Origin of the sequence: Burkholderia latens (assembly GCF_902499045.1) — a bacterium.
In the GTDB taxonomy this organism is placed as follows: Bacteria; Pseudomonadota; Gammaproteobacteria; order Burkholderiales; family Burkholderiaceae; genus Burkholderia; species Burkholderia latens.
In genome coordinates this window covers 214,930-227,986 of record NZ_CABVPL010000001.1, presented here as the reverse complement: position 1 = coordinate 227,986, position 13,057 = coordinate 214,930, and the positions used below count along the sequence as shown (strand labels likewise).

Annotated in this window: 12 protein-coding genes; 5 read left to right on the top strand and 7 right to left on the bottom strand. The window is 65.8% G+C overall.

The genetic code is table 11. From position 1 onward, the window contains the following. Positions 1-55: 55 nt before the first annotated feature. Positions 56-766 (bottom strand): response regulator, encoded by a 711-nt coding sequence (locus BSE24067_RS01050; protein WP_151067007.1) that lies wholly within the window; start codon positions 764-766, stop codon positions 56-58. A 221-nt stretch (positions 767-987) separates the two neighbouring features. On the opposite strand from BSE24067_RS01050, the gene BSE24067_RS01045 reads away from it, so the two are divergent. Then, positions 988-1,902 carry a glutaminase gene (locus tag BSE24067_RS01045; protein WP_151067008.1) on the top strand — a complete coding sequence of 305 codons (915 nt, stop codon included), beginning with the start codon at positions 988-990 and terminating at the stop codon, positions 1,900-1,902. A 325-nt stretch (positions 1,903-2,227) separates the two neighbouring features. Here BSE24067_RS01045 and BSE24067_RS01040 read toward each other — a convergent pair whose 3' ends face one another. Genes BSE24067_RS01040 through BSE24067_RS01030 form a run of 3 tightly spaced genes read right to left on the bottom strand, consistent with a single transcriptional unit; the run spans position 2,228 to position 5,239 of the window. Continuing rightward, entirely contained in the window at positions 2,228-3,541 is a 1,314-nt protein-coding gene (locus BSE24067_RS01040; protein WP_151067009.1) for an MFS transporter, read from the bottom strand. Positions 3,542-3,597: 56 nt separating this feature from the next. Continuing rightward, the gene (locus tag BSE24067_RS01035; RefSeq protein WP_151067010.1) at positions 3,598-4,380 is read right to left on the bottom strand and encodes a sugar phosphate isomerase/epimerase family protein; all 783 of its coding nucleotides are present in this window, start codon (positions 4,378-4,380) and stop codon (positions 3,598-3,600) included. A gap of 25 nt (positions 4,381-4,405) precedes the next feature. Further along, positions 4,406-5,239, bottom strand: coding sequence for a shikimate dehydrogenase family protein (locus BSE24067_RS01030; protein ID WP_151067011.1), 834 nt, complete (start codon positions 5,237-5,239; stop codon positions 4,406-4,408). Positions 5,240-5,329: 90 nt separating this feature from the next. Here BSE24067_RS01030 and BSE24067_RS01025 point away from each other — a divergent pair, with 90 nt between their 5' ends. Together BSE24067_RS01025 and BSE24067_RS01020 are read left to right on the top strand one after the other, a co-directional pair. Then, complete coding sequence (locus BSE24067_RS01025) at positions 5,330-6,247, top strand: LysR family transcriptional regulator (RefSeq protein ID WP_174904675.1); 918 nt, start codon at positions 5,330-5,332, stop codon at positions 6,245-6,247. 542 nt (positions 6,248-6,789) lie between these two features. Further along, entirely contained in the window at positions 6,790-7,425 is a 636-nt protein-coding gene (locus BSE24067_RS01020; protein ID WP_151067013.1) for a cysteine hydrolase family protein, read from the top strand. 73 nt (positions 7,426-7,498) lie between these two features. Here BSE24067_RS01020 and BSE24067_RS01015 read toward each other — a convergent pair whose 3' ends face one another. Together BSE24067_RS01015 and BSE24067_RS01010 are read right to left on the bottom strand one after the other, a co-directional pair. Continuing rightward, positions 7,499-8,230 (bottom strand): ribonuclease T2, encoded by a 732-nt coding sequence (locus tag BSE24067_RS01015; RefSeq protein ID WP_151067014.1) that lies wholly within the window; start codon positions 8,228-8,230, stop codon positions 7,499-7,501. Between the two features lie 201 nt (positions 8,231-8,431). Then, positions 8,432-9,835, bottom strand: a complete 1,404-nt coding sequence (locus BSE24067_RS01010; RefSeq protein WP_151067015.1) for an HdeD family acid-resistance protein — start codon at positions 9,833-9,835, stop codon at positions 8,432-8,434. A gap of 296 nt (positions 9,836-10,131) precedes the next feature. Between BSE24067_RS01010 and BSE24067_RS01005 the strand changes: the two genes are divergently transcribed. Next, positions 10,132-10,689, top strand: a complete 558-nt coding sequence (locus BSE24067_RS01005; protein ID WP_151067016.1) for a helix-turn-helix domain-containing protein — start codon at positions 10,132-10,134, stop codon at positions 10,687-10,689. Positions 10,690-10,786: 97 nt separating this feature from the next. After that, positions 10,787-11,368 (top strand): HD domain-containing protein, encoded by a 582-nt coding sequence (locus tag BSE24067_RS01000; RefSeq protein ID WP_151067017.1) that lies wholly within the window; start codon positions 10,787-10,789, stop codon positions 11,366-11,368. 130 nt (positions 11,369-11,498) lie between these two features. Here the strand turns inward: BSE24067_RS01000 and BSE24067_RS00995 are convergent, their stop codons facing one another. Then, positions 11,499-13,037 carry an MFS transporter gene (locus tag BSE24067_RS00995; RefSeq protein WP_151067018.1) on the bottom strand — a complete coding sequence of 513 codons (1,539 nt, stop codon included), beginning with the start codon at positions 13,035-13,037 and terminating at the stop codon, positions 11,499-11,501. Positions 13,038-13,057 lie beyond the last annotated feature (20 nt).

Sequence of the window (13,057 nt, the reverse complement as noted above, 5' to 3'; positions counted from 1 at the left end):
CGGCTATCGTGCGATGCGGGGCGGCCGCGTGCGGCGTCGCTGCGCCGGCGCGGCGTCATTCCCACGCATGCTTGCTGAACTGATAACCCTTGCTGCGGATCGTCTTGATCCGCTGCGGGTTGCCGGCATCGTCGTGCAGCTTGCGGCGCAGCTTCGAGATGCGCCCGTCGATCGTGCGGTCGAGGCCGTCGAATTCGACGCCGCGCAGCTGCAACATCAGGTCGTCGCGGCTCACCACTTCGCCCGCATGGCACACCAGCACCCACAGCAGGTCGAACTCGGCCGACGTGAGGTCGGGCGAGTCGCCGCCGGGCAGCACGACCGAGCGGTCGGTGCGGTCGATCGAGAACTGCCCGAACGTGTAGCGCTCCGGCTGCGCCGCGGGGCCTTCGGCCGCGCGTGCGGGCGCGCGGCGCAGTTGCGCCTTGATCCGCGCGAGCAGGATGCGCGGCTCGACCGGCTTGTGCACGTAGTCGTCGGCGCCGAATTCGAGGCCGAGCAGCTCGTCGAACGGCTCGTCCCGCGCCGTCACCATGATGATCACGCCGTCGTACTCCGTGCGCACCTCGCGGCAGATCTCGAAGCCGTCCTTGCCCGGCAGGTTCACGTCGAGAATGACGAGGTCCGGGCGCGTGGACAGGATCGCCGGCACGGCGGCGTCGCCATGCAGCACAGTGTCGACTTCATAGTCGTTCTTGCGCAGATAGCCGGCAATCAGCGTGGACAGACGGGTGTCGTCTTCGACGAGCAGGATGCGAAAAGACATGGGTAACGGTCGAAACATACGGGGAGGCCGCGGCGGCTCCGGCCCGCGCCGGCTGCCGGCCATCGGCCGAAACGTACCGCATGATACTGCGCCCGCGGCTTGTCCGTTCGTCCATCTCGAAAATAAGGGCTCAATGGCCGCCGCGCTTGACGAACCGGCGCCAAAACGGTTCCATACGGGCTCCGTCGAATCCGGGCCGCGCGCCCGCCCTGCGTCACGTGATGAACTATCAGCCGATCCTCGAACGGATCCACACCGAACTCGCTCCCTGGATCGGCCAGGGTCGCGTTGCCGACTACATTCCCGAGCTCGCGAAAGTGCCTGCCGACAAGTTCGGGATGGCCGTCGTGACGCTCGATGGAAACGTTTACACGGTCGGCGATGCGCGCGAACGGTTCTCGATCCAGAGCATCTCGAAGCTGTTCGCGTGCACGCTCGCGTTCCAGCTGCTGGGCGACGCGCTGTGGGAGCGGGTCGGCCGCGAGCCGTCCGGCACCGCGTTCAACTCGCTCGTTCAGCTCGAAAGCGAGCGCGGCAAGCCGCGCAACCCGTTCATCAACGCGGGCGCGCTGGTCGTCACCGACGTGCTGTGCCGCCGGTTCGTCAAGGCCGAGACCGCGCTCGTCGAATTCGTGCGGCGGCTGATCGGCTCGAACGACATCGATTACGATTCGCGCGTCGCGCTGTCGGAGTTGCAGCACGCGGAACGCAACCGCGCGATGGCGCATTTCATGGCGAGCTTCGGCAACATGCAGATGCCGCCGGACACGGTGGTCGATGCGTATTGCCGTCAGTGCGCGATCGAGATGAACTGCGTCGAGCTCGCGCAGGCCGCGCTTTTTCTCGCGAACGGCGGCGTCGCGCCCGTCACCGGCGAGCGGATCGTCGATACGAGTTCGGCGAAGCGGCTGTCGGCGCTGATGCTGACCTGCGGCACCTACGATGCGGCGGGCGACTTCGTCTATCGCGTCGGGCTGCCGGCCAAGAGCGGCGTCGGCGGCGGGATCGTCGCGGTGCTGCCGGGGGAGATGGCCGTGTGCGTGTGGGCGCCGGGGCTCGATGCGAACGGGAACTCGCTGGCGGGGACGTTGGCGCTGGAATGGTTGACGACGTATTCGGAGCGGTCGATCTTTTGAAGCGTCGAAGTCAAGCATGCCTCATGTGGCGCGACGGCGGCAGATTCCTGTCGGCGCGCGCCAGAGCGCTCACTGGGGAATTCGGCCATCGGCAGCAATCGACCCACTTCAGCCGTCCGGCCTGCGTTCCCTCGGCTGACGGCTTACGAAGATACATCGGACGATCGATCGGTCGACCCAAGTGCGGGACGACCAGCCGAAAGAAGTACCAAGGGTTGCCCTTAATTGGAACTGGCTTGCTCGAATTGTCCTTGCGAGATCGCCAGAAAGCGGCGGAAGCATGAGCATTGAGTCATTCCGTATTTGCCGCCGTGACGCTTTCGCTTTACGGGTGCAATGCCTTCCCAACGGCCAGTTGCGGAGAACGGCGCGCGCCGATAAAGAGCACCGCGGCAAACACGACGACACCGCTCAACAGAATCAGACCCGCCACGCCGGATCCGAAGCTCGCGTCGGCCCACGCCTTCACGTTTGGCGAGACGAAGTTGCCGATGTTACCGATCGTGTTCACCATCGCCACGCCGGAGACCGCCGCCATTCCGCCGAGGCGGTTCGTGAGCATCGTCCAGAAGATTGGTTGAACCGCCCACAGTCCCGCGACGGCTACGCATAGCGCGGCCACGGCGACAAGCGGCGAGGCGCCGGCCGACACGAACATGGCGATAGCCGCGACCGCAAGACTCGCGCAGCCGAAGGGCGTCAGGCGTCCCGTACGTCCGGCGGCTTTCGGGACGGCGTAGGTCGCGATCAGCGCACACGCCCACGGAATCGCGACTACGAAGCCCACCAGCGTGTTCGGCCCCGTGCCCAAAAGCTTGCCGATGAATGTCGGCAGATAGAACACGACAACGGACACGCCCATCTGAATCAGGAAGAACACCAGCCCGAAATACAGTACCGTGCGATTCGCGAGAATCGCGCTCAGGCTTTGTGAGGTGTGTGACACTTTCTCCGCATCTTCAGCTTCGAGCGTGGCGATGAGCTCGCGCTTTTCTTCGGCATCCAGCCAGGCCGCGTCGGAGGGCTTGTTGTCGAGGTAGAAGTACGCCCACGCGCCGACTGCCGTCGCGGCGAGGCCTTCGAGCATGAACATCCACTGATACCCATGCAGGCCGAGCATGCCCTCGAATCGCAACAGGTAGCCCGACAATGGCGCCCCGAACATGAATGCGAGCGGCGCGCCGAAGTAGAAGAGACCCATGGCTTTGGCGCGGCGTGCAGCCGGGAACCAGTACGTCAGATAAAGGATCACGCCGGGAAAGAACCCCGCCTCGCACGCCCCTAGCACGAAGCGCAGCACCTGGAAACTCGTTGAGCCCTGCACGAACATCGTCGCCGCAGACACGAGTCCCCACGTCACCATGATGCGACACATCCAGATGCGCGCGCCGACCTTGTGCAGCGCGAGATTGCTCGGCACTTCAAGCAACACATAGGCGATAAAGAAAATGCTCGCGCCGAACGCAAACGCCGCATCCGATATGCCGACGACATCGTGCAGCGCCTGCTTCGCGAAGCCGACGTTCGCGCGGTCCAGAAACGCGAGCACGTACATCAGCAGCAGAAAGGGAATCAGGCGACGCGTCGCCTTGTCGGCCGCACGATCGGCAGCCGCATTGCCGATGGAATCAGCTTGCATGAGGTGTCTCCTCCAATGAGGTTTACAGGCCTGTATCGGCCCTGTCGATTGAGATGTCAGGCGTCGTTCCACGCGCGCCGCATGAATGCAGCGCTTTCGCGCATCGAGGCGAGCGGTTCACCCTTGAATCCGCATTCGGCGCTCAAGAGTCCGCCGTAACCGCATGCTTTGAGATTGCCGAAGAACGTCGGATAGTCATACATGCCGGTGCCGGGATTCAGACGACCCGTGTCCGCGAGATGGATATGCGCAAGCCATTCGCTGTGCGCTCGAAGCTCATTGAGCGGCTCGTTTTCTTCATCCATGTGATAAAAGTCCGCGAGACCGCGCACTTCATCGCGACCGAGCAGCTTTGCGAGCCGCGCCCCATCGCCAACGCTGTTCACGAGATTCGATTCCTTGCGATTAAGTGGCTCGATGACCAGCGTCGCGCCAGTCCCGCGCAACGCATCGGCACACCAGGAAAGCGTCTTCAGGAATTCGTCTTCGGCTTGGCGCTGCGACCAGCCGTCGGGAATATTGCGCGTCCAGCCGCTGCCGAGCACAACGATCTGTGCGCGGGCAATCGTCATCAGTTCGACAACGCGATCGAAGTACGCTCGATTGCGCCGCTCGTCCTTCTCGGGTCCGACAATGCGCGCATCGTGCGGAAACAGATAGCTGAACGCGAGCGCGGGCAGCGGCAAATCGCCGACGCCTGCTTTGGCATCGGCGAACGCCGCGTCGTCTTCGAGTTGCATCGGCACGAGCTGCGCCTCGATGTAGTCCAGCCCTGCTTCTTTCATCGATGCCGCGTTCTGCAGTGGGCCACACCAGCCGAATCGGGGTGTCGTCGTCATGTCGTCTCCTTGCGGTTCGAGGGATTCAGTAGCTCAGCTTCGCGACCGAGCGCAGCACTTCCGGCGTGGTCGTCGGAAAGCCGAAGAATTCGAGGTAAGCGGGAATCTGCTCGAACAACATGTCCGAGCCAACCTGGAAGCGGCAGCCGCGCGCCTCCACGGCCTTGAGAAACGCCGTCATCTCGCTCTTCATCACGACTTCTCCGACGAAGGTGTCCGGCGCGATGCGCTCGACATCCACCGGCAGCGGATCGCCGTCGTGCATGCCCATCGGCGTCGCGTTTACGACGAGGTCGTACCCGGCCGGATCGTTGCTGCCCGTCGTGACTTCGAGCCTCGGGTAATGCGTCGTAAGACGCTCTTTCAGGCCTTGCGCCGATTCGGGCCGCGCGTCGAAGAGGCCGAGCCAGGCGACGCCCGCCGCGGCGAGCGACGCGGCGATCGCCGATCCCACCCCGCCGCAGCCCACGACGAGCACGCGCGCGCCTTCAAGCTTGCATCCCTTGCGCCGCACTCCCCGCACGAAGCCTTCGCCGTCAAACATGTCGCCGAGGAGGCGTCCATCCTCCCCGCGCCGCACCGCGTTGCACGATCCGGCGATCTTCACGGTGGGCGTGGCGTCGTCGAGCAAGCCAACGGTCGTCACCTTATGCGGCATGGTGACGAGCGCGCCACGTATGTTCTCGAGCACAAAGATCGAACGGAGGAAGGTGGGGTAATGCACGGGCGCGCAGCCCATCGGTACGACGCCGGCGTTCACGCCGGCGTGTTCGAAGTAAGGGTTGTAGATCATCGGCGACTTGAAAGCGTGCGTGGGATAGCCGATGTGGGCGATAAGCCCGGTATTGCCATTGATCATGCTCGTCTCCGTTATCAAAGCATGACCGAAGGTTACTATCGCCGATTCGAAGTATTATTAGCCGGTCCCGCATTCCATAATCACCAGATCATGCTTAATGAACCGATGCTCGGCGATCTCCGCCTGTTCTGTGAGGTCGCGCGGCGGCTGAGCTTCGTGGCGGCGGCGCACGAATTCGGCAATTCGCAGACGCACGTCAGCAAGCGCATCGCCTTGCTGGAAAAGACGCTCGGGGTAAAGCTGCTGCATCGCACAACCCGCCGCGTATCGCTCACGACCGACGGCGAAACGGTCAATCGATGGGCACGCGCGATCTTGCAGGACGTCGATGCGATGCGCGACGATCTATCCAACCTGCGGGTAAATCCCAGGGGATCGCTGCGGATGAGTTCAAGCCAGCGCCTCGGGCGCAGTCACATCGCGCCGATCGTGTCGCTGATGAAGAAGCGCTATCCCGAACTCGAAATCTGGCTTGAACTGGTCGACCGGCGCGTCAACCTCGTCGATGAGGGTTTCGATCTCGACATCCGTGTGGGAGCGGTGCAGGAGCCGGGTCTGATCGCGCATCACATCGCCGTCAGTCCGCGCGTGTTGTGCGCGGCGCCCGGCTACCTCGACATGCGCGGACGCCCTAAGAGCGTCGACGAACTCGCGCAGCACGACTGTCTCGTCTTCCGCGAGCGCGACGAGCCATTCGGCGTGTGGCGTCTGCTCGGCCCGGGAGGCTGGAGTACCGTGAAAGTCACCGGGCCGCTCGCTTCGAATCACAGCGACGTAGTCTTGCGCTGGGCTCACGATGGTCACGGCATCGTGATGGTCGGACAGTCGTATGTGGCGCGAGCGCTCGCGCAAGGCGCGCTCGAGCGCGTGCTGCCCGCGTGGGAGCAACCGGCGGACGTATGGGCAATGTCGGCCGCGCGCGCGGCGCAATCTGCAAAGGTGCGCGTTTGCATCGACTTTCTCAAACGGGAACTCGCGGATGGCGAGTTCGCACTGTGGAAACCGTGAACGAAGTCGCAATGCGAGCTGCGCGAATGACTGCGCCACGGTCTGACGAGCGCTGAGGCTCCTTGCTGATCAACGCCAAAGGTTGCACCCACTACAGCTACAGCTACAGCTACAGCATCTTCGATGCGCTGGCGATTCTTCGCTGCCCGGCCCTCGGCACCCAGACATACCAATGATTTGACCTCGGTGCGCTTCACAAAGGGCGGGCGTTGTTCGACGGCTTCTCGAATTCGAACGCAGTTCGACGTGCCTTTCTCAAACCCTTGCGCGCCGGCGCGATTGCCGTCAATTCGTTCGACGGCTGCTTTCGAAGACGAAGCGGCCGACTGGATGTTCATCTTCGGTCCGGATCCGATGACCGCAACTGGCCGAACTCGGTCGCCGGTGGCAGCACGGCACTCGCCCGTCCGTCGGTACCGATGGAATCACATGCGAGTTGATATATTCGTAGCGCAGGGACGTTGGCGCTGGAATGGTTGACGACGTATTCGGAGCGGTCGATTTTCTGAAACAGCGAAGTGACTCATGGGAGAGCATCGGTCATGCAACCGGAACACGCTTCAGACCTCGCAACGACGCACCAAGCAGGCACGGGCAGCCGCACGCCCGCGCCGATTCCGCCGATCGTGCCGGCGCAAACCGCGCTGATCGTGATGCACTACCAGACCGACATCCTCGGTCTCTTTCCGTCGGTCGCGCCTGCCCTGCTCGCCAACACGCGCAAGCTGTGCGATGCGGCGCGAGCCGCCGGCATCCACGTCTGCTTCGCGAATCTGCACTTCAGCCCCGGCTATCCCGAAGTCAGCCCGCGCAACAAGAACGGTCAGGGAATCAAGCAGCTTGGGCTGTTCGTCGACGACGGCCCGTGCCCGGAGCTCGGCCGGCTGGACAATGAACCGCTGATCGCCGCGCATCGCGCGAGCGTGTTCTATCGCACCGACCTGCAGCCGCGGCTCGTCGCGCAGGGCATCGATACGCTGATCCTGGTCGGGATCGCATCGACGGGCGTCGTGCTGTCATCCGTTGCACACGCGAGCGATGCGGATTTCCGGCTGTTTACGGTGAAGGACTGCTGCTACGACCCGGATCAGGTCGTGCACGAGCATCTGTTCGCGACGGCGTTCGAGACCCGCACGACGGTGCTGTCGCTCGACGATGCGTTGCGGCTACTCGCATAGAGACGGCGCAACGCCGGCACTCCGCCGCCGGCCGGACACCCTCCGGCCGGTGCATTCCCCGAAACTTCGCGCGTTACTTCGCGATGAACACGCCCGACGTCGGACACGTCCCCTGCGTATTGCCGTCCGTCACGAGCGACGCCGTGCTCGGAAACTGCGCGGTCGCGTTCGTCTTCACCGCGATCCACGCTTCCGTGAAATAGCTGATGCCGTTCGTCTTCGTGCACTTCAGCGACACCGCGCTGCGCGTATTGCTGCCGAACGCGCCCTCGAACGCAGACAGCAGCTGGTTGCGCGTGACCGTCTTGCCCGCATTCGCCTGCAGGAACGCATTGAACGACGTGTTGCCGAGCCGGCTGATCATGCCGGTCGCGTCGTTCCAGTACGTGTCCGGCGACGCAGAGTTCGAGCACGTGCCGTGCTTGAACCATTCGTGCTTGTCGAGGCACGACGCGACACCGGGCATATACGTCGACAGCGTGCCGCGCGTCGCACTGCTGACCGGGTAGGCGTCCATGCTGCACCACCGATGCGCGTTGTCGAGATCGATGTCGCTTTGCGGCACGCCGCAATAGAACGGCTGGTTGCCGTCGTAGCGATTCGGCCACAGGCCGTGCAGCGACAGGCTCGTCGCCGCGTACGTGCCGGCGAGATTCGTACACTCCGGCGTGTCGTGCGACGCACAGAAGCCGGGCTCCCACGAAGCAGCGAGCAACAGATAGTCGTAGCTGGTCTGCGCGGCGGCGTGCAGCGAGGCGGATGCGACGGCGAGTGCGGCCGCGGCGCGGGCGAGCGTCTTGAGCATGGCGTTTCCTCGGAAAAGGCTTGCGGTCGCGGGATGCGCCGCAAGATTGTCGAATGTCTGCCCGCGATTGTTGCCGACGCAACGTGGCACGAATATGAAGGCTTGCGAACTATTTTCTGCGGCGCGCCCTTTACGATCGGCGGTGCCGGCACGCGAGCGGCCGCTCCGTGTCGTGCCAGACGCTCGTCCGGCACCACGCGGTTATTTCACCGACGCGGCTTCCGATCCGCCGGGCGCCAGCGCCGCGCTGTCCTGCTCGCGCCACGCGCGGCGCGACGCCATGATCGCGCGCACGGCCGCGCGCGCGACCTTCCACCACGCGAACGGCCGCGGATCGGCCAGCATGCTGAGCGCACGCGCGTAGTCGAGCGTGAGCCCGGGCGTCCATGCCATCGTCACCGCGCGCTTGCGAATCTGCGCGGCGACCCACAGCTCGGGCGTGAGCAGTAGCCGCACGAACGCGCCCCACCCGGCCCGTTCGCCCTTCAGCCGCCATACCGCGCCGTCGAGCGCGGCTTCGAGTGCGTTCGACACGGTGCTCGAGCAGTTGCGGTGCGTGAGGTTGTACGTCATGTTCCGCCGGTACGAAGCCCAGAACGCGGCGAGCTTCGCCGGATCGTAATTGCGGATGCGCACGCGCACGGTCGACGGGCACCAGGCCTTCGACTCGGTCGCGTAGTCGGGCTGGAACAGGCCCGGCACGTCGTTCTCGCGCGTCGCGCGCAGGATCCGCGTGAATTCGTCCGGAGAACGATCGATCTCGACGGCCGGATACAAGCTGATGTAGATGCCTTCGGGCGACTCCAGCGCCGCATGGCCGGTCGAGATCACGCCGTTGACGTCCACCGCCGCGATGTAGCGGTCGATCAGCGGGTAGCGCTGCGCTTCGGCCTTCGACGTGCCGGTCGGCGTCCACACGTGCACCGTGAGCGCACGCTCGTGGTCGGCCGGCGGGCCGTCCCACTCGGACTGCGTGAAGCGCGGGATGTCGGGCGCCGCGTCGACGTCGGGCGCGATCGCGGGCGCCGGCGACGTGACGAACGCCGGATTGCGCGTCAGCCGGCGCACGCGTGCGGCGAGGCTCAGCATGTGCATCCCGCCGAACATCAGCAGCAGACCGAGACAGTAAGGCACGGTGCCGACATAGTGGGTCGGATAGGGCTGATAGAAGAAGATCGCGAGCAGGATTTCGACGACGCCCCACGCGAACGCGACGTGCCAGCGCCGGTAGCGGACCATCCATGCGGACGTGCACTGCAGCAGCCCGTCGACGAGGAACAGCGTGCCGAAGATCATCGACAGCAGGAAGTGACCGTGATGATGGCCCGCGAACACGAGCCCGGCCGCCACGACCACCGCGATGCCCTTCACGTAGCGCAGGATGCGTTGCCCGCCGACGCCGCTGCCGGCCACGGCGAGCGTCGCGAGTCCCTCGATCAGGAACAGCCACGCGAACAGCTCGATCGGAAAATGCAGCGCGCCGTCGAGCGCGTCGATGAAAATGCCGACGCCCGCGGCCACCCACAGCCACCCGAGCACGGTCAGCCCGCGCCAGCGCGTTCGCAGATATTCGATGCCCAGCAACAGCAAGACCAGTCGTACCATTGCGCCCTCGCGTCGTTTTTTCGGGATATGCGCTGATCGCGCGTCTCCGGTTGTGCCGATCGCGCATCGTGCGATGCGGGAGCCCGCAGGACGTATTGCTCACCGGCGCGTCATGCGTTCACGTGATCGATCGCGGCTGGCGCGCCGCTCTGGCCGAATAATAAGATATGCCCAGGCTGCTTGAAAGCCTGTCGAAACCTTCGGCGGCGCGATATCCGGTGGCCGCAAGGACACCTGCCAGTCGCCGAATCGGCCAACCGGCCGCCAACCCGACGAACGCAAACCGGAGCATCGACGTGACGACTTCTCCGCTTCACACTCCGCCGCTCGGCCCGCAGCTGAAGCGCTGGCGCATGCTGCATCGCATGAAGCAGAGCCACGCGGCCGAGCTGTTCGGCGTCGCGCAGTCGACGATTTCACGCTGGGAGGCCGGCGTCCTGCAGATGTCGGCCGACGAGCGCGCGACCGCCGAGCGGTTGCTGGCTGCGCGGCTCGGTTCGGCCGGCGACCACGCGCTCGCCCGGCTGATCGCGAGCAGCACCGCGCGCATGCATCTGGTGTGCGATCTCACGCACCGTCTGCTCGCGTGCTCGCCGTCACGCGCGGCCGAATTCTCGCGGCCGCTGCCGGCGCTCATCGGCACGTCGCTGTGGCGCTATGCGTCGCCGGAGATCGTGCGCATGGAAGCCGCGCTCGACACGCTCGGCTGGCACGATCGCGCAGGTCCGCCGAGCGTCGAATTCGCGACCGGCGCCAATGCGTCGCGCGTCGTGCCGATTCGCGGCAGCACGTGCCGATGGACGCGCATGATGCTGTCGGACGGCTCGGCCGTGCGGCTCGTCGAAACGCTGTAACCGGCACGCCACCTGCGGCGGCACGCATATTTCATGCGTGGACGCAGCGCGTGCGCACGGCGTACGCTTGGCGGCTCCATAGAAGCACTGTCCAGCCATGAACCTCGATACGATTCACGCGCGGCTCGATTTCCTGCGCGAAGCCGAACGCCTGAAAGACGTGCTGCGCAGCGGCCATACGTCGAGCGGGCGCGCCGAAAGCACGGCCGAGCACAGTTGGCGGCTGTGTCTGATGGCGCTCGTGTTCGCCGACGCGCTCGCCGGCGTCGACCCGGCGAAGCTGCTGAAGCTGTGCATCGTTCACGACCTCGGCGAAGCGCTGCACGGCGACATCCCGGCGATCGAGCAGGCCGCGCATCCAGACAAGAGCGCGCACGAACGCGACGACCTGCTGACGCTGACCGCGTCGCTCGATCGTACGATGCGCGATGAGATCGTCGCGCTGTGGGACGAATACGACGCCGCAGCGTCGCCGGAAGCCCGCGCGGCGAAGGCGCTCGACAAGCTCGAAACGATCCTGCAGCACAACCAGGGCAGCAATCCGCCCGACTTCGATTACGCGTTCAATCTCGGCTACGGCCGGCGCTATACCGACGCGGCGCCGCTGTTCCGCACGCTCCGCGCGATCGTCGACGCGGATACGCAACGGCGGATCGACGATCGCGGCGAGCGCGCGTAAGGTCGCCGAACCGGGCGCGCGGCACGGCGCGGCAGGCCTACCGCGCGACGCTGATCGGCGAGGCCCGCGACCGGCCGATGATGACGATCGGGGCGGCGCGGCGATCACGACGCATCCGCCAACGCCACGCTCATTCACACACCGCCGCCCCGCGCCGCGCCGGCGCGAACGCCACCGCGCTCGCGGTCGCGAGCACGGCCACGCCAGCCGCGCCGTACACCATCACCCAGCCGAACCCGTGCACGAGCGCCGCGTGCAGCGCCGCACCGGTCGGATCGGTCTGCGCGAGCGCCGGCGCGATCGCCTGCAATCCGTCGGTGCGGCCCGACGCGATCTGCTGTGCCAGCGCGCGCAGCGTCCCCGCATCGATCGCACCCGCCACACCGGCCTTCAGGCTCGCGACGATCCCCGCCACCAGCACGAAACCCATCGCCGCGATGTTCAGCGCGAGCGAGATCATCCGCGCGCTCATGTCGATGCCCGACGCCATCCCGGCCCGCGCGCTCGGCACCGCGCCCGTCGTCGTGTTCGTGACCGGCGTATTCGTGAGCCCGAGTCCGATCCCGGCAATCACGCAGCCGGGCAGCATCGTGACCCAGCTCGCATGCTCGATGCCGCTGCCGATCCGCATCAACGCGAAGCCGGCCGCGATCGTGAACAGGCCGCCCGGAATCACGACGCCGGGCCCGTAACGCAGCGCGAGCCGCTCGCCGAACGGCGGCGCGACGAGCGTCGGCAGCGTGTACGCGAGCAACGCGAGGCCGGCCGTCACGCTGTCGTAGCCGAGCGCGACCTGAAACCAGATCGGCAGGTAGATCATGAACGGCCAGAAGCTGAAGTTCATCCCCATCGAGCCGAAGATCGCACCGGTGAACGCGCGAATCCGGAACACGGAGAAATCGAACATCGGTCGCGCGCTCGAGCGTTCCGCGACGAAGAAGCCGGCGAGTGCGAGCGCCGTCGCACCGAGCACGCCGAGGCCGGCCGCGCGCGCGAGCCCGAGCTCCGCGCTTTGGGTGATATAGAACGCGAGACCGAGCACCGCGAGCGACAGCGTGACGATGCCCGCGACGTCGAGCGCGCCTGCATGCGGATCGCGCGACTCCTGCACCGCGCCGCCGATCAGCACCAGCGCGACGGCCGCGAGCGGCGCGTGGACGAGAAACACCCACGGCCAGCTCGCGAGCGCGACGATCGCGCCGCCGACGATCGGCCCGAAACCGAGCCCGATCCCGAACACGATGCCCCAGATCCCGAACGCACGGCCGCGCTCGCGCCCTTCGCGGAACTGATGCGACAGCACTGCGATCTGGCAAATCAGCATCGCGCCGCCGCTCGCGCCCTGCAGCAGACGCCCCGCGACCAGCACCGGCACGTTCGGCGCGAGCCCGCACAGCAGCGACGTCGCGCCGAACAGCACGGTGCCGATCACGTACACGCGCTTGCGGCCGAACCGGTCGGCGAGCGTGCCGGCCGCCATCAGCACCGTCGTGCACGCGATCGTGTACGCGTTCATGATCCACTGCATGCCGTTGAAGTCGCCATGCAGCACGTGTTCGAGCGTCGGCAGGATCACCGGCACGCTCGAGATCTCGAGGCCGAACATCAGCGACGTGAGACAGACGGCCGCGAGCGCGACCGCATTCCTGCGGGAGTCGGATAGCGTCATGCGTATTGCGCGACGGCCCG